Here is a 14,877-nt window from a genome sequence, read left to right as displayed (position 1 = left end):
CCATGAGCTACTACCCCTCGCACCTGACGCGCTTTCACGGACTGCCGGTGTACGCCTTCCCCACCGCCGGGAACGACCGGCCCACCGCGCTGCCCGCGCCCGCGTCGGTCGCCTGGAAGCTCTCTGCAGGGGAGTGCTCCTTCGAGGAGCTGTGGCGCCGGCTCCTCGACGAGGTGCCGACCGAGGAGGTGACCGCGCTCGTCGTCGGCATGTGGTGGGAAGGATGGGACGAGTACGGCAGCGACTCCGTCATAGACCTGCTCACCGCCCAGGCAGACCGGTTTCCGCGCCTGCGCGCGGTCTTCCTCGGCGACGTGGAGTCCGAGGAGTCGGAGATCTCATGGATCAAACAGGGGCACGTGACCCGTCTGCTGCGCGCCTGGCCCGACCTGGTCGAGCTGGGTGTGCGAGGCGCGGAGGGCCTGGTGATCGAGCCGCTGCGGCACGACGGGCTCCGCATGCTGCGGATCGAGTCCGGTGGCCTGCCACGGGAGCCGGTGCGGGCGTTGGGCGCCTGTGAGTTTCCCGCTCTGCAGCACCTGGAGCTGTGGCTCGGCACCACCTGGTACGGCGGCGACTGCTCCGCTGACGACATCGAGCCGCTGCTGACCGCGTCGGGCCGTCTGCCGGCACTGCGTCATCTGGGGCTGCAGAACAGCGACATCCAGGACGACATCGCCGCAGCGGTGGCAGCCGCCCCGATCGTCGCAGGTATCGAGTCGCTCGACCTGAGCATGGGAGCCCTCAGCGACGAGGGAGGCGGCGCGCTGCTGTCGGGCCAGCCGCTGACTCATCTGCGCACGCTCAACCTGCGACACCACTTCATGAGCGGGCAGCTGACCCGACGTCTGAGCGAGGCGCTGGAACCGCACGACGTGAGCCTCGACCTCACACCGGCCCGACGACACAGCTGGAATCCGGAGACGCGCTATGTCGCCGTCGGGGAGTGACACGCTGCCGCGCTGCACAGTGGTCGGCAATCCGGAGAACCGCCGCGTCAGCCTGTTCACCGACGCCGTACGCGCGGCAGGCCTGCCGGCCCCACGCGTCGTGCCATGGCTGGAGGTGCTCCGCGCAGGCGGAGCCGCCTTCGAGCCGCACGAGGTCGTGCGCGTGGACTCTCCCGGCGAGAACACCGACGTCGACGAGCTGCTGCGCGGCACGAAGGAGCCGACTCGCGTCGAGGGCTCGGCCCGCTGGTACACCGGGTTCATGGCGGCGCTGCGGAGCCTGACGGGTGGCATCCGCCTCGACGACCCGGACGAACTGGCCGTCCTGTTCGACAAGCGCCGCTGCCACGCCGTCCTGCACGCGGCCGGGGTTCCCGTTCCGCCGTCACCCACGTCCGGTCCCGCCGGCCCACGGGTGCGCGGCTGGGACGACGTACGGGCACTCATGCGGGAGCACCGCATGCCCCGGCTGTTCGTGAAGCCCGCGCACGGCTCGTCGGCGTCCGGTGTGCTCGCCGTCGAATCGGCGAGCGAGGGCAGGATCAGGGCCACCACGTCCGTCGAGCTCACCCCGGACGGCCGGTTGTACAACTCCCTCAAGGTGCGCCGCTACGAACGGGAGCAGGACATCGCGGCCATCGTGGACGCGCTGGCTCCCGACGGACTCCATCTGGAGCGCTGGCTGCCCAAGGCGTCCCAGCACGGACGCGCCGCCGACCTGCGCGTGGTCGTGGTGGACGGCCGGGCCACCCATGCCGTGGTCCGCACCAGCGCCTCGCCCCTGACCAACCTTCACCTCGGAGGCACCCGTGGTGACCTCGACGCCGCGCGGCAGGCCGTCGAGTCGGCGGGAGGCCGCTGGACCGACGTCCTCGCGGTCTGCGAAGACGCCGCGGCCTGCTTCCCGCGCACCCTGTGCGTGGGCGTCGACCTGCTGCCGGCCGTGGGCTGGCGGCGCGTGGCGGTCGGCGAGGTCAACGCCTTCGGCGACCTGCTGCCCCGCCTCACAGGGCTGCCGGGAAGCGGCGCCGAAGGCCTCGACACCTATGCGACGCAGGTGGCGGCCATCGTCCGCAACGCCCCGCAACGGCGGGCGCCCACCGCCCCGCAACGGCGGCCGAGCACTGCCTCGCTCCACCAGTACAGAACAGGAACCGACCGTGTCATCGCCTGACCCGACGCCCACGTCCACCCACCCACACGGCGGCCTCGCCACTGACATGACGTCCGCCCCGGGTGGGGAGCCGGACATGAACGAGATCGTCGGCAGCCACGACCTGCTGCTCGTCACGCTCGACACGCTCCGCCACGACGTGGCCGCCGAACTGGCCGCAGCCGGCCGCATACCGAACCTGGCCCGCCATCTGCCCGGCGGACGGTGGGAGAAGCGGCACGCTCCGGGCAGCTTCACCTACGCCTCCCACCAGGCGATGTTCGCCGGCTTTCTGCCCACGCCCGCAGCACCGGGCCCGCACCCGCGCCTGTTCGCGGCAAGTTTCGCGGGCAGTGAGACCACCGCCGACCGCACCTACGTCTACGACACCCCGGACCTGGTGTCCGGTCTGGCCGAGGCCGGCTACCACACCGTGTGCATCGGCGGCGTCGGCTTCTTCAACCAGCAGGGCCCGCTCGGCTCGGTGCTGCCCGGCCTGTTCCAGGAGTCCCACTGGGAGCCGGAGTTCGGGGTCGCCTCGCCCACGTCGTTCGAGTCTCAGGTGGCCTGCGCCGAGCGGATCGTGCGGCGCCTGCCTCATGAGCAGCGTCTCTTCCTCTTCGTCAACGTCGCGGCACTGCACCAGCCCAACTGGTTCCATCTGCCCGGTGCCACCCGGGAAGCAGGCGACACCCGTGCGACGCACGCCGCCGCGCTGGAGTACGTGGACCGGCACATCGGGCGCCTCTTCGCCGCCGCGAGCAGCCGGCGCCGCTGCTTCGCGATCGTCTGCTCCGACCACGGCACCGCGTACGGAGACGACGGCTACACCGGCCACCGCATCGGCCACGAGTCGGTGTGGACCGTGCCGTACGCCCACTTCTTCCTGGATCCCGCCGAGCACTCCGTCGAGGCAGCCCGATGACCGTCACGTCCAGCCACCGCCCCGGCAGCGAGCAGCTCGCACACCAGAGCCCCTACCAGAGCTACGTCTACGCCTACCCGCACAAGACCGCCTACCGGAAGCTCCCGGACCGCCCGTCGCTGCGGACGCTGTGGTCGACGGAGCCAAAGGACGCGCTCTCCCTCTATCTCCACATCCCGTTCTGCGAGGTCCGCTGCGGGTTCTGCAACCTGTTCACGCGCATCGGCGCCCCGGACGGTCTGACCGGTGCGTATCTCGATGCCCTGGAGCGGCAGGCGGGCGCCGTGCGGGAGGCGCTGGGGGAGACGCAACCGGTACGGTTCGCCACCGCGGCCTTCGGCGGCGGCACGCCGACCTTCCTCACGGCCGCCGAACTGGAGCGGTTGTGCGACATCGCAGAGACCCGGATGGGCGCCGACCTCCAGGCCGTCCCGCTGTCGGTGGAGGCCTCGCCCGCCACGGCGACCGCCGACCGGCTGGCGGTGCTGGCCGCACGTGGCACCACCCGGCTGAGCCTGGGTGTCCAGAGCTTCGTCGGCTCCGAGGCCCGAGCCGCCGTACGGCCGCAGCGACGCGCGGACGTCGAAGCTGCACTCGCCCGCATCCGCGAGGCCCGGATCCCGGTGCTCAACATCGATCTGATCTACGGCATCGACGGACAGACCGAGCAGACGTGGGTGCACTCCCTGGACGCGGCGCTCGCCTGGCGGCCCGAGGAGCTCTACCTCTACCCCCTGTACGTGCGGCCCCTGACCGGACTCGGCCGCCGCGGCACCGGCCCGGACCCCGCCTGGGACGAACAGCGTCTGCGCCTGTACCGGCTGGGACGCGACCACCTCCTTGCGCACGGCTACGAGCAGCAGTCCATGCGGATGTTCCGCCGCGCGGACGCGCCGCCCCAGGGAGCGGACGACTACGCCTGCCAGACCGACGGCATGATCGGCCTCGGCTGTGGCGCCCGCTCCTACACGGCCGACCTGCACTACTCCTTCGACTACGCCGTCGGCATGCACGAGATCCGCTCGATCATCGACGACTACATCGGCCGTCCTGTGACGGACTTCGGCCACGCCGAGTACGGCCGCCCCATGGACGCCGACGAGGCGCGACGCCGTCATCTGCTGCAGTCGCTCCTACAAGCCGAGGGTCTGCAGGTCGCCGACTACCGCGCCCGCTTCGGCAGCATCCCCACGGACGACTTCGGCACAGAACTGCGATGCCTCACCGACCGGGGCTGGCTGCAGGACGATGCGCTGCACACGATCCTGCGCCTGACCCCGGAGGGCCTGGCACACTCCGACGCCATCGGCCCCGAGCTGTTCTCGCCGTCCGTTCGGGCCGCCATGGCCGCTTACGAAGGCAAGTGAACCCCGTCATCATGGACCTGACGATCCTTTACCGCGGCCCCCTGGCGTCCTGCGACTACGACTGCCCGTACTGCCCGTTCGCCAAGCGGCGCGACAGCCGGGAGCAGCTGCGCGCGGACCGGGACTGCCTCGAGCGTTTCGCCGGCTGGGCCGCGGCCCGGACAGAGGACCGGCTCTCGGTGCTGTTCACCCCCTGGGGCGAGGGCCTGGTCCGCTCCTGGTACCGGCGCGCACTGGCCGAGCTGTCCCATCTGCCGCACATCCGCAGGGTGGCCATCCAGACAAACCTCAGCTGCCGCACCGACTGGCTCGCCGACGCCGACCTCGAAAGACTCGCCCTGTGGTGCACGTACCACCCGGGGCAGACTCCTTACGACCGGTTCCTCGCCAAGTGCCACGACCTGGCACAGCGCCAGGCCCGCTTCAGCGTCGGCATCGTCGGGCTGCCCGAACACCTTGAGCAAGCACGGCGGCTGCGCGCCGATCTGCCCGAGCACGTGTACCTGTGGGTGAACGCCGCAGAAGGCCACACCTACGACGACGCCGAGGCCGAGTTGTGGACGGCCCTCGACCCCCTTTTCCCCTACAGCCGCCATCCCCACGCCAGCGCCGGCTTGCCCTGCCGCACCGGCGATTCGGTGATGTCGGTCGACGGCGACGGTACCGTGCGCCGCTGCCATTTCGTCCGCGCCGAACTGGGCAACCTGTACGACGGCTCGTACCGTGCCGCACTGCGTCCTCGCCCGTGCCCGCTCACCGCCTGCGACTGTCACATCGGTTACGTCCACTTGGAGACGCTGCCGCTGTACGACGTCTTCGCAGGCGGAGTGCTGGAACGGATACCGGCGTCGCTTGCGGGCGTCAGGGCTGCGCCGTGAGTCGGCAGACGCGCGCGGTGGCCCAATCGTCGCAGGAAGGGTCGTCCTTCACGAAGCCCTGACCGAGTCGAGGTGGGCGAACACCACCACATTGTCCTCGTAGTCGTGGACGCTGCGGTTGTAGTTGCCGCCGCAGGTGATCAACCGCAGTTGGGGGGTCGGTGTGTCGGCGTAGACCCGGTCGTCGGGGAATTTGGCCTTGCTGAAGGTTTCGACGGAGTCGACCCTGAATCTGGCGACCATGCCGTCTGCGCGGGTGATCTCCACCTTGCTTCCCGGCACGAGCGTCCTCAGCAGCATGAACACCGCCGGGCCGGTCTTGGTGTCGACATGCCCCACCACGATCGACGCTCCCCGCTCACCCGGCGAGGCCCCGTCCTTGAACCAGCCCACCAGATTTCTGTCGTTCGCGGGCGGCGGATTCAGGTGCCCAGAGGCACCCAGGGTGAGGGGCGTAAAGGGCGCGTCCACCGCGATCTGCGGAATGACAATCCGCGTCGGTGCCGATGGCGGCAGTCCTTGCACCGCAGGGTTCGCCGTCGTATGCCGTCTCGGCTTCGGCGAGGGGATGGCCAGGGGCGGGCGGACGAAGGTGGGCGGGCTGAGATCCACGGGTGCGTCGAGGTCCGCGGGCGCGTCGATGTCCGCAGGTGAAGCGACGGCTGCGGGTGGAGTCGGCGGCTTGGGGTCCGCGGGGCTTGTCAGTGAGTTGTTGATGAGCAGAACGCCCAGCCCCACCGCGGCGGCCGGCCAGAGCAGAGCACGGCTGAGGGTGCGGGACACGGGTTTGCTCCCCGGTTGATCCGGCGGGGTCGGCTGCGAGAGGGCCATGAGTGAATGCCTATTCGTCAACTGGGGCGGTGGTGGGACATCGAAAGGCCGGTGGCAGCCGGCTCCAACGCCGCAGCCGCGACCGCCGTCGCCCTTCCCAGAGCGACGGCGGCCGCGACTGCACAGCAACAGGCGAGCACCGACCGATCAGGCCCTTGCGGCACCGGAAGCGCCGCGACGCCGCAGCATGTACGCACCTGCTCCGAGACCGCCGAGCAGCAGCACCGAACCTGCGGCCAGACCGTTGCCGGACTGCGCCAGCCCGCCGCCACCGGCGTGCACACCACCGCGAGGCTTCTTCGCCTGGGCGCCCCGGGCGCCTTCCTCGCCGCTCCGGCTCTTCTCTTCGCCGCCGCGGCCGCTGTCCTCGCCCTTCTCTTCGCCGCCCCGGCCGCCTTCTTCGCCGCCGTGGCTGCTGTCCTCGCCCTTCTCTTCGCCGCCCCGGCCGCCTTCTTCGCCGCCGTGGCTGCTGTCCTCGCCCTTCTCTTCGCCGCCCCGGCCGCCCTCTTCGGCTTCCGACCCACCGTGGTGGCTGCCCTTCGACTGCTCGTCCTCCTCACTCGACCAGTCACCGTCGTCGGCCCTGGTCATGGACAGGGCGCCGCCACCGGCGCGCACGCCACCGCGCGGCTTGCTCTTGTGCTGGCCGTGGCCGTGGCCGTGTCCTTCTTCCTTCGATTCCTTGCCGTTCTGCCCCTCGTGCCCCTCACTGCCGTAGGAGGTACCGCCGTCCGAAGCCCGAAGCTCGGCCACCGACACGGCATGCGCGGCGGGAGCGGAAAACGCGACGGCCGCGGCAACCGCCGCGGAGGCGAACATGGTCCGGGTCACTCGCATCAGAGGTAGTCCTTTCGTCGCCACCGCGAAGGCCGGCACCACGCCGGCACAGCGGAATCGCAGTAGCAACGTCATCACCCTCAACCCGATCACCGCCTCCCACCACCGCAGGACACGGCAACTGAGCGAGGCCGTACTCCCTCCGGGTGCTTCCAGGCCGAAAATAGACCCGGACGGCAGCACCCCCATCGGCACCAAAGCACCACCACGAAGACCGCGACGCGATCGCGTCTTCCGACACCGATGTGCCTCATCCATACGTTCGATGACGCAGCATCAGATCCTCGTGCAGCCGACTCGTATGGGACACAGCACAAATTCAGCCATACCTCTGCCCAAGGAACGGCGCGTCGGCTTGACTGCCATGTACGCCAAGCGGATGCCGCGAGGTGAGAAATCCCGCCACCGGCCGTCCGGGCGCGGGTCGACCCGAAGGCGCTTGCGTCCTGCCGCGGTCACTTCGCCTGGCTCGTCATTCGCCGAACTCGTCGTCGAAGCCTTCGAGTTCGAGACCGACGACGCCCGACGGATCACCGTCGCGGGGCAGGAGGGCATGAACCGACGTTTGCACTCCTGACGAGCACGAGCGAACCGATATGCGCACCACCGCTCGACATTCGTTCGTGGCGAGCAGGGCAGACGACCTCGCGCGACGCATGATCGTCGGCGCCCTCTATCCTCCTCGGCATGAGTGATGCGGGGAGCGGCAGACGGATCGTCGACGGACGGTTCGAACTGGAGGCGCGGCTCGGGGGCGGCGGCATGGGCACGGTATGGCGTGCCCGCGATCTCCTGTTGCAGCGGAGCGTGGCCGTCAAGGAGGTACGGCCGCCGGATGCCGACCCCGCCGAGTACGACCCGGACGGGGCCCGGATGCTGCGGGAGCGCGTCCTGCGCGAGGCGCGCGCCCTGGCCAGGGTCGAACATCCGAACGTCGTGACGATCCATCACATTGTCGACGGTGGCGAAGCCACCTACCCGTGGATCGTCATGGAACTCGTCGAGGGCGGCTCGCTGGCCGACCGGCTCGGGCGCGGGCCGATGGCTGCCGCCGAGGCCGCCCGCCTCGGCCGCGAAGTCCTCTCGGCCCTGCGCACGGCGCACGCCGCGGGTGTACAGCATCGCGATGTGAAGCCCGCCAATGTCCTGCTGCGCCGCGACGGACGGCCCGTGCTCACCGACTTCGGGATCGCCGCGATCCGCGGGTCCTCCACACTGACGGCCACCGGCGCGATCATCGGCACCCCCGACTACATGGCGCCGGAGCGCGTGTCGGGCAACCCGGGCGGCCCCGACGCGGATCTGTGGTCGCTGGCGATGATGCTGTACGTGGCGGTCGAGGGCCACCACCCGTTGCGCAGAGGGACGACGCTGGCCACGCTGGCCGCCGTGCTCCACGACGACGTACCGCCCCCGGTCCAGGCCGGACCCCTGACGCCCTTGCTGACCCAGGTACTGGTCAGGGACCCCGCGGCGCGCCCGGACGCCGAGGCCGTGGACCGAATGCTCGCCGCCGCGGCGGAAGCCGACACCGCCTCGACCCCCACCTCCTACCCGCTCGCACCACCCGTGCCGCCGGCCACGGCAAGCGGGTTCGGCACTCACGCGTCCACTGCGGCCCCGCGGCCGACAGACCCCGGCAAGGGCCGGGCGCAGCCGACCCGGGAACCCATGGACGCCGTGCCTTTCCCACCTGCGGGCACAACGGTCGGCGCCGGTACGCCCGGAGCGCACACAAGTGCTCAGCGCCCAAGACGGCAGCCGCGTCGGACACGGAGCACCGTGGTGGTGTGTTGCGCCGCCGGCGCGATCCTCGCCGGCGGGCTGATCTGGGGAATACCCGGAGGCCAACACAACGGTGCCGCGGTGTCCTTGGGCGCGTCGCAGCGGAACACATCCGGGCCCACAGCCGCGAACTCGAGCCCGGCCGACTCGGGCACCTCCGAAAAGCCTGCCGACCTGCTCACCCCCGGCGGCATCCGGTCGGCGATCAAGGCCATCGAGAAAAAGACGGGACGCCACAGCTTCGGTGCGTTCTCCGTCTATCCGGGCTACGTCTCGGCGTCGGTCATGGTCGCCGGCAGCCGTACCCAGTACGACACTTACACCTACCGTACGGACCGCGGCGTCGAGAAGGGCATCATCACCGGCAGCCTCTCCGGCGGTGACCAGCCCGTCAGCCTCAAGAACTTCAACTGGGACGCCCTCCCCACTCTTCTGACCCGGGCGGAGAAGAAGCTCAACGTCGACAAGCCCACGAGCCGCTACCTGCTGGTCCGTCAGCCGAACACCACCTTCGACCCCCCGGCGGGTATGGCGGTTTACCTGAGCAATGACCACCAGCAGAGCGGCTACCTGGAGGCCGACACGCACGGCAACGTGACCAAGGTGATGCCGTACGACGGGTGAGCGATGCCGACCGATGGGCTCGCGCTCCGGTGTCATCGGTCGACCGTAGGTGGGTTGCGGGCCCACAAAAACCTGTCGCTCGCTGCGGGCTTGGCGTCCTACAGTGAAGGCCGCCGAGTGGAGCAGGTCGGTAGCTCGCTGGGCTCATAACCCAGAGGTCGTGGGTTCAAATCCCGCCTCGGCCACGAAGCTCGGGCCCGTCGCGTGATGCGGCGGGCCCGAGGCATCGGCTGGGGCGACGCCTCATGAGGTAACGGCCCTCAATCGCAGGTGAGTTGGTGGCAAGGAGTAGAGGGCTGCCGTTAGCCGGTGCGCGGACCTGCCTACCTGCGGATCCCACAGCGGCGTACGGACTCTTGTCCCATGCCCCTCATGCCTGATTGGGTACCGCGCTACCAGCGCGAAGAACGCAACAGGCATGCAGAGGGGAGTCGAGCGACGTGGGACCGGGCACGCGACAGGACACCGGAGGCACCCTGCCCGAAGGGCTCGGTCAGGCGATACGCGAAACCGCCGGTGATATCGCCGCGTTGCTGCACGCGGTGGCCGACACGAGCCTTCCCGTGCCCGGGTCGGAGTGGACCGTCGGCGAGGCGGCGGCCCATCTGGCGCAGGCCAACGAGTTGATGGCCGACCTTGCGGTGGGACACGAACGCCCTTATGGGGACGGCACGCCCCAGAGCCTGGCGGAGGCCAATGAGCGTGCGCTCGCCGTGTTCGGGGAACGAGGGGCCCAAACGCTGGCGGAGATGATCGTGAAGCAGGCAGACGTGTTCCTTGACGCGGTGGCCAGGGCCGCCGTGGACAAGACAGCGGATCGCGCTCTCGTCACGCCACTCGGCCCCATGGACCAGTCCGTTCTCGCCTCGTATCTGCTGACGCACATGCTGGGACACGGTTACGACCTCGCCCGGGCACTGGGCCGACCGCACATGATCGACCGCGTTCGGGTCGAGTTGTGCCTGCCGTTCCTACGGGCTGCCATGCCCCGCGTCGCCGATGCCGCCGCCACTGCCGGGCTGACGGCCTGCTACACGCTCCGCCTCCGGGGCGGCTCGGCGTTCGGCGTCACCTTCACCGACGGGGCGGTCGACGTGGCGCCGGCACCGTCGGCCCGCCCGGACTGCACCATCCTCACCGAGCCGGTCACGTTCCTTCTCATGGCGCTGGGCCGCTGCAACCCGTGGCAGGCCATCGCCCGCGGCCGGGTACTCGCCTGGGGCCGCAAACCATGGCTCGCGCCGCGCTTTCCGACCCTGTTCACCGCGCCCTGACCCACGTCGCGCCTCGCTCGCGGAGGGGCGGGTGGGAGGCTTGCACCAGACGGGACATTGGTGGCTGACGCCTTTTTCCACGGCCCGGCCTCTACGCGATGCTCGACGACCCCTGTCTCACCCCCTGAGCGATGAAGTCTGTTCCGACCGTCGGGGGTGTGGGGACCGAGCCGGCGCGGGTGGCGGCTGCGGCTGCGCCACCGGCACGGCCGCGACATCCCCACCCCGGTATTGGTCACGGTCGGCGTGCGGCGGGAGACGTTGCCCAGCCGTCATACTCTACGCACGGCCTCCCGTCACGTCGGCTGGGTTCGGACGGTTGTGCAGGTGCCGGCCGGCCCGCTCGGTCAGGGGGCGCGGCCGTCTCCGGCAGGTCGTGCGCGGTGAGTTCTTCGGTGGCCGGGGCGTAGTTGCCGGCGACGGGCCGCGGGGTTATCGGGCAACCTGCCCGGCCTTGGCCTGGACGTGGGCGACGTAGCGGATGGTGAAGACCATCGGTACGGCGAAGCCGGCGATCTGGATGAGCGTGGCCGTGGCCGAGTGGGCGTTTCCGGCATGTGCCACAAGGCCGAGGACGACGGCGGTGAGGGCGAAGGCCGCGGTCCATACGGCGGTGATGACGACATTGGTCCGGATGAACGGCTTGAGCGCCCAGACCTCGCGCGGAGTGGTGCGCTTGGCGATGCCCAGAGTGAAGGGCTTGCCCATGGCCAGAGAGGCCCCGGCGATGACCGCCAGGGTGCCGGAGGAGAGGGCCGCGGAGTAGTCGTGCACGCCCGAGCGCGGATCGGTGAAGGCGATGACGGCCAGCACGGCGAAGAAGACCGCCGAGCCCAGTTCGATGATCAGCGCGTCGAATCCGGTGCCGGCGCGTACCTGCTGGGCGATGATCGCCACCGCGACCGCCAGTGCGGCCAGGGCGGCCCACTGCCAGCTGCCCGAGGGGAGTACGGCGAAGACGATCCACGGCAGGAACGTGCGCAGGTAGGACATGATCGCTCCGTTTCGGGGTCCCTTTGGACATGTCAAAAGTAGAAGGTCCAGTAGCGACATGTCAACATTGGAATGTAGAGTGAGGGTATGAGCCTGAGACACGCGCTACTCGGCCTTCTCTCGGAGCGTCCCGCCAGCGGGTACGACCTGCTGAAGCGGTTCGAGACCTCATTGGCCACCGTCTGGCCGGCCACGCAGAGCCAGATCTATACAGAACTGACCAAACTGGCGGGCACCGGACTGATCACGGTGGCGGCCGAGGGCCCACGCGGTCGCAAGGAGTACGCCCTCACTGACGAAGGGCTGGCCGAGCTGCGGCACTGGCTGACGCAGACGAAACCCCAGCGGAACACCCGCAGCGATGTTCTGCTGCGCGTGTTCTTCCTCGGGGTGCTGAAGCCCGAGCAGGCACGCCAGTACCTGAACGGGCTGACCGAGATGTCAGAGCAGGGATACGAAGAACTGCAGCGGCTGGCGGAGACCATCGACTGGGGCGACGACAACCTCTCGGTCTACGGCCGGATCGCCCTGGAGTACGGCCTGCGCTTCAACGCCATGCGCCGCGAATGGGCCGAGTGGGCCGCCGGTCAGATCACATAGGGATCAGCAGCGTCAGCACACATCCGAACTGTGGTGTCATGGCGCCGTGAGCCGCGCTGCAGAAGAGACCAACCGCCGCATGCTTCGGGCACGGGATGCGATGGACCGCGCCTACGCACAGCCACTGGACGTCCCCGCCCTGGCCCGGATCGCCCATGTGTCGCAGGCGCACTTCACACGAACCTTCCGGGCCACGTTCGGCGAAACGCCGCACCGCTACCTCCAGCGCCGCCGTGTCGAGCGTGCGATGTTCCTGCTGCGGGAGACCGACCGCAGTGTGACGGACATCTGCTTCGCTGTCGGCTTCGGAAGCCCGGGAACCTTCAGCCGCACGTTCCGCGACATCGTCGGCCGGTCTCCGAGGGTGTACCGCAAGGAGGCGACGGCCACGGGCGTACCGACGTGCTTCACGATGGCGTGGTTGCGGCCGGGTGCCTGACCGTCCGCACGGTCCGTACCGTCCGTCGGCCGAGCAGTTTTGGATAAGTTTTCGTCCGGCATGCCGAGTAACGTGACGCTCATGTTCAACGCCATCACGCACTCGCAGATATACGTCCTCGACCAGGACGAAGCCCTCGATTTCTACGTCGGCAAGCTCGGCCTGGAGGTCAACGCGGACGTCGACCTGGGCTTCATGCGCTGGTTGACCGTCAGCATCCCCGGTCACCCGAACCGCCAGATCCTGCTGGAGAAGCCGGGGCCTCCGGCGATGTCCGAGGAGACGGCCCAGCAGGTTCGCGAACTGGTGACCAAGGGCGCGATGGGCGGCTCGCTCATCTTCAGCACGGACGACTGCCGCAAGACGTACGAGACGCTGCTGGGCCGGGGCGTCGAGTTCACCGAGGAGCCCACCGATCGTCCGTACGGAATCGACTGCGGCCTTCGCGACCCCTTCGGCAACAGCATCCGCTTCACCCAGCCCAAGGCCTGAGCGCTGCCCAATCGAGCGCGCCGGCCTCCTCGGCACCACGGCAGCTGAGGGTCCGTGCTGCGGGCCGACGCCCCGACCAGCGCAGCCGTGCGTCATCAGCCGAGATCAGAAGCCCGGGCCGAAAAGAAGTCGGCGCTTTGGACGTACTCCATCGCTTTGGTGAACTCCGGTTCGCCGAGGCGGCGTTCCATCTCCTGCGGGCTCACGTCCTCCACGCGGGTCTGGATCCAGTACAGGTTGCCCAGCGGATTGCGCACCCGCCCGACCCGGTCGCGCCCGAGGTGTGGGTCGGGGCGTGGGTACTCATCGGGACTGCGCATTGCTGGGTGGATAGGGCGGCCGTACCGGTACCACGGTCTCCAGGGCCGGCAGTGGCGGCAGTGCCGTCTCATGCAGCCACACGGTGAACAGATCGTCCAGGGGCCGGTCGGCGAACCGTTGGGTGTGGGTGACGAGGCTCTGGGTGGTGACGGCCTTGCCGCGGTGGAGGGTGGCCCAGCTGCGCAGCATACGGTGGAATGCGCTCTCGCCGAGCGCGCAGCGCAGGGCGTGCAGGACGAGGCCGCCGCGTTCGTAGAGGCGGTCGTCGAACATGCGCTTGCGGCCGGGGTCGGACAGGCGCAGGTCCTGGGGCAGCAGGGAGAGCTTGCGGTGCGCGATGGCGGCCAGTTGGGCGGTGGTGGGGCCTCCGGAGCGCTCCGACCAGAGCCACTCCGCGTACTTCGCGAAACCCTCGTTGAGCCAGATGTTCCGCCAGTCGGCGATGGTCACGCTGTTGCCGAACCACTGGTGCGCCAGCTCGTGCGCCACCAGCCGCTCCGAACCGCGGGCCCCGTCCACGTGGTTGGCGCCGAAGAGCGACAACCCCTGCGCCTCGACCGGGACATCGAGCTCCTCCTCGGTCACCACCACCGCGTACTCGCCGAACGGGTAGGGACCGAACAGCTCCTGGAACAGCTCCATCATGGCGGGCTGGCGCGCGAAGTCCCTCGAGAACTGGGGGAGCAGGTGGGCCGGGATGTGCCCGTGCTGCGGCACGCCGTCTTCGCCAGGATCGCCGAGCAGCACGGTCTGGTACCTGCCGATCGACAGCCCGACGAGATAGCTGGAGGTCGGTGCCGGCTGCTCGTACACCCACGTGGTCGTCGACGCCTTGGTGGTACGGGTCAGCAGGCGCCCGCCCGCCACCACCGAGTACGCCGACGGCGTCGTGATCGAGATCTGGTACGAGGCCTTGTCCGCCGGGCGGTCGTTGCAGGGGTACCACGAGGGTGCCCCGACCGGCTGACTGGCCACCAGCGCCCCGTCCTCGAGCTCCTCCCAGCCGATGCCGCCCCAGGGGCTGTTGACCGGCTTGGGATTGCCGGACCAGTGCACCTCGACGGTGAACGGCGCACCCGCCCGGATCGGCTTCGGCGGACGGATGCGCAACCGGCCGCCGCGGTGGGTGTAGTGCGGCGCGCGGCCGTCGACTCGGACCCGGCCGATCCGGAAGTCGGCCAGGTTCAGCTGGAACTCGGTGAGCGGGGCCGGACCGGCTATGGCGTTGAGCCGGGCCGTTCCGGCGAGCCGGTTGGGGCCCGGGCGGTAGTCCAGCGTGAGCTCGTAGCGGTGCACCCGGTAGCGGGGATCACCGTTGTCGGGGAAGTACGGGTCTGCTGCCGCCTTCTGCTGAGGGCTCACTGCTGCGTCTGCTCCCTGCGCTGTGCTCGTACATCGTGCCGGTGCC

At 69.7% G+C, this 14,877-nt stretch carries 16 protein-coding genes and 1 tRNA gene; 12 read left to right on the top strand and 5 right to left on the bottom strand.

Annotated elements, in window-relative coordinates:
• Positions 1-2: 2 nt before the first annotated feature.
• The 5 genes from ABT186_RS18750 to ABT186_RS18730 all read left to right on the top strand — a co-directional run bounded on the left by ABT186_RS18750 (position 3) and on the right by ABT186_RS18730 (position 5,273).
• Positions 3-950, top strand: a complete 948-nt coding sequence (locus tag ABT186_RS18750; RefSeq protein WP_351925915.1) for an STM4015 family protein — start codon at positions 3-5, stop codon at positions 948-950.
• Positions 931-2,124 (top strand): STM4014 family protein, encoded by a 1,194-nt coding sequence (locus ABT186_RS18745; RefSeq protein WP_351925913.1) that lies wholly within the window; start codon positions 931-933, stop codon positions 2,122-2,124. Before ABT186_RS18750 ends, ABT186_RS18745 begins: the two co-directional genes overlap by 20 nt.
• A gap of 76 nt (positions 2,125-2,200) precedes the next feature.
• Positions 2,201-3,028, top strand: coding sequence for an STM4013/SEN3800 family hydrolase (locus ABT186_RS18740; RefSeq protein WP_351227189.1), 828 nt, complete (start codon positions 2,201-2,203; stop codon positions 3,026-3,028).
• On the top strand, positions 3,025-4,395 hold the full coding sequence (locus tag ABT186_RS18735; RefSeq protein WP_351227187.1) for an STM4012 family radical SAM protein: 1,371 nt from the start codon (positions 3,025-3,027) through the stop codon (positions 4,393-4,395). Before ABT186_RS18740 ends, ABT186_RS18735 begins: the two co-directional genes overlap by 4 nt.
• An 11-nt stretch (positions 4,396-4,406) precedes the next feature.
• Positions 4,407-5,273: an STM4011 family radical SAM protein gene (locus ABT186_RS18730; protein WP_351227185.1), complete on the top strand. Its 867-nt coding sequence runs from the start codon at positions 4,407-4,409 to the stop codon at positions 5,271-5,273.
• Positions 5,274-5,321: 48 nt separating this feature from the next.
• Here the strand turns inward: ABT186_RS18730 and ABT186_RS18725 are convergent, their stop codons facing one another.
• Positions 5,322-6,104, bottom strand: coding sequence for a class F sortase (locus ABT186_RS18725; RefSeq protein ID WP_351227183.1), 783 nt, complete (start codon positions 6,102-6,104; stop codon positions 5,322-5,324).
• A 147-nt stretch (positions 6,105-6,251) separates the two neighbouring features.
• Positions 6,252-6,941, bottom strand: coding sequence for a hypothetical protein (locus tag ABT186_RS18720; protein WP_351925911.1), 690 nt, complete (start codon positions 6,939-6,941; stop codon positions 6,252-6,254).
• Between the two features lie 265 nt (positions 6,942-7,206).
• On the opposite strand from ABT186_RS18720, the gene ABT186_RS18715 reads away from it, so the two are divergent.
• The 4 genes from ABT186_RS18715 (at position 7,207) to ABT186_RS18700 (ending at position 10,624) form a co-directional block, all read left to right on the top strand.
• Positions 7,207-7,518, top strand: coding sequence for a hypothetical protein (locus ABT186_RS18715; RefSeq protein WP_351925909.1), 312 nt, complete (start codon positions 7,207-7,209; stop codon positions 7,516-7,518).
• A 110-nt stretch (positions 7,519-7,628) separates the two neighbouring features.
• Positions 7,629-9,350: a serine/threonine-protein kinase gene (locus ABT186_RS18710; RefSeq protein ID WP_351925907.1), complete on the top strand. Its 1,722-nt coding sequence runs from the start codon at positions 7,629-7,631 to the stop codon at positions 9,348-9,350.
• A 111-nt stretch (positions 9,351-9,461) separates the two neighbouring features.
• Positions 9,462-9,535: transfer RNA gene (locus ABT186_RS18705), tRNA-Met, on the top strand.
• Between the two features lie 255 nt (positions 9,536-9,790).
• Positions 9,791-10,624, top strand: coding sequence for a maleylpyruvate isomerase family mycothiol-dependent enzyme (locus tag ABT186_RS18700; RefSeq protein WP_351227177.1), 834 nt, complete (start codon positions 9,791-9,793; stop codon positions 10,622-10,624).
• Between the two features lie 432 nt (positions 10,625-11,056).
• Here the strand turns inward: ABT186_RS18700 and ABT186_RS18695 are convergent, their stop codons facing one another.
• Entirely contained in the window at positions 11,057-11,617 is a 561-nt protein-coding gene (locus ABT186_RS18695) for a hypothetical protein (protein ID WP_351227175.1), read from the bottom strand.
• Positions 11,618-11,704: 87 nt separating this feature from the next.
• Between ABT186_RS18695 and ABT186_RS18690 the strand changes: the two genes are divergently transcribed.
• The 3 genes from ABT186_RS18690 (at position 11,705) to ABT186_RS18680 (ending at position 13,148) form a co-directional block, all read left to right on the top strand.
• Positions 11,705-12,217 carry a PadR family transcriptional regulator gene (locus ABT186_RS18690; RefSeq protein WP_351227173.1) on the top strand — a complete coding sequence of 171 codons (513 nt, stop codon included), beginning with the start codon at positions 11,705-11,707 and terminating at the stop codon, positions 12,215-12,217.
• A 46-nt stretch (positions 12,218-12,263) separates the two neighbouring features.
• Entirely contained in the window at positions 12,264-12,656 is a 393-nt protein-coding gene (locus ABT186_RS18685; RefSeq protein WP_351925905.1) for a helix-turn-helix domain-containing protein, read from the top strand.
• Between the two features lie 81 nt (positions 12,657-12,737).
• Positions 12,738-13,148: a VOC family protein gene (locus ABT186_RS18680; RefSeq protein ID WP_351227169.1), complete on the top strand. Its 411-nt coding sequence runs from the start codon at positions 12,738-12,740 to the stop codon at positions 13,146-13,148.
• Between the two features lie 95 nt (positions 13,149-13,243).
• Here the strand turns inward: ABT186_RS18680 and ABT186_RS18675 are convergent, their stop codons facing one another.
• Both ABT186_RS18675 and ABT186_RS18670 read right to left on the bottom strand, forming a co-directional pair.
• Positions 13,244-13,468, bottom strand: a complete 225-nt coding sequence (locus ABT186_RS18675; RefSeq protein ID WP_351925903.1) for a hypothetical protein — start codon at positions 13,466-13,468, stop codon at positions 13,244-13,246.
• Complete coding sequence (locus ABT186_RS18670) at positions 13,452-14,831, bottom strand: M1 family metallopeptidase (protein WP_351925901.1); 1,380 nt, start codon at positions 14,829-14,831, stop codon at positions 13,452-13,454. Before ABT186_RS18670 ends, ABT186_RS18675 begins: the two co-directional genes overlap by 17 nt.
• Between the last annotated feature and the right edge of the window lie 46 nt (positions 14,832-14,877).

The organism is Streptomyces sp. NPDC001634 (assembly GCF_040298185.1).
Lineage (GTDB): Bacteria > Actinomycetota > Actinomycetes > Streptomycetales > Streptomycetaceae > Streptomyces.
Note: the sequence above shows the minus strand (reverse complement) of the source record. Positions and strands in the feature narration are given on the sequence as shown.

Bases quoted from the DNA above. Each gene is read 5' to 3' on its own strand.
- ABT186_RS18750 (WP_351925915.1), top strand. From the start codon at position 3: ATGAGCTACTACCCCTCGCACCTGACGCGCTTTCACGGACTGCCGGTG.
- ABT186_RS18675 (WP_351925903.1), bottom strand. From the start codon at position 13,468: ATGCGCAGTCCCGATGAGTACCCACGCCCCGACCCACACCTCGGGCGC.
- ABT186_RS18715 (WP_351925909.1), top strand. From the start codon at position 7,207: ATGACGCAGCATCAGATCCTCGTGCAGCCGACTCGTATGGGACACAGC.
- ABT186_RS18710 (WP_351925907.1), top strand. From the start codon at position 7,629: ATGAGTGATGCGGGGAGCGGCAGACGGATCGTCGACGGACGGTTCGAA.
- ABT186_RS18735 (WP_351227187.1), top strand. From the start codon at position 3,025: ATGACCGTCACGTCCAGCCACCGCCCCGGCAGCGAGCAGCTCGCACAC.
- ABT186_RS18720 (WP_351925911.1), bottom strand. From the start codon at position 6,941: ATGCGAGTGACCCGGACCATGTTCGCCTCCGCGGCGGTTGCCGCGGCC.
- ABT186_RS18690 (WP_351227173.1), top strand. From the start codon at position 11,705: ATGAGCCTGAGACACGCGCTACTCGGCCTTCTCTCGGAGCGTCCCGCC.
- ABT186_RS18725 (WP_351227183.1), bottom strand. From the start codon at position 6,104: ATGGCCCTCTCGCAGCCGACCCCGCCGGATCAACCGGGGAGCAAACCC.
- ABT186_RS18730 (WP_351227185.1), top strand. From the start codon at position 4,407: ATGGACCTGACGATCCTTTACCGCGGCCCCCTGGCGTCCTGCGACTAC.
- ABT186_RS18740 (WP_351227189.1), top strand. From the start codon at position 2,201: ATGAACGAGATCGTCGGCAGCCACGACCTGCTGCTCGTCACGCTCGAC.
- ABT186_RS18680 (WP_351227169.1), top strand. From the start codon at position 12,738: ATGTTCAACGCCATCACGCACTCGCAGATATACGTCCTCGACCAGGAC.
- ABT186_RS18745 (WP_351925913.1), top strand. From the start codon at position 931: ATGTCGCCGTCGGGGAGTGACACGCTGCCGCGCTGCACAGTGGTCGGC.
- ABT186_RS18695 (WP_351227175.1), bottom strand. From the start codon at position 11,617: ATGTCCTACCTGCGCACGTTCCTGCCGTGGATCGTCTTCGCCGTACTC.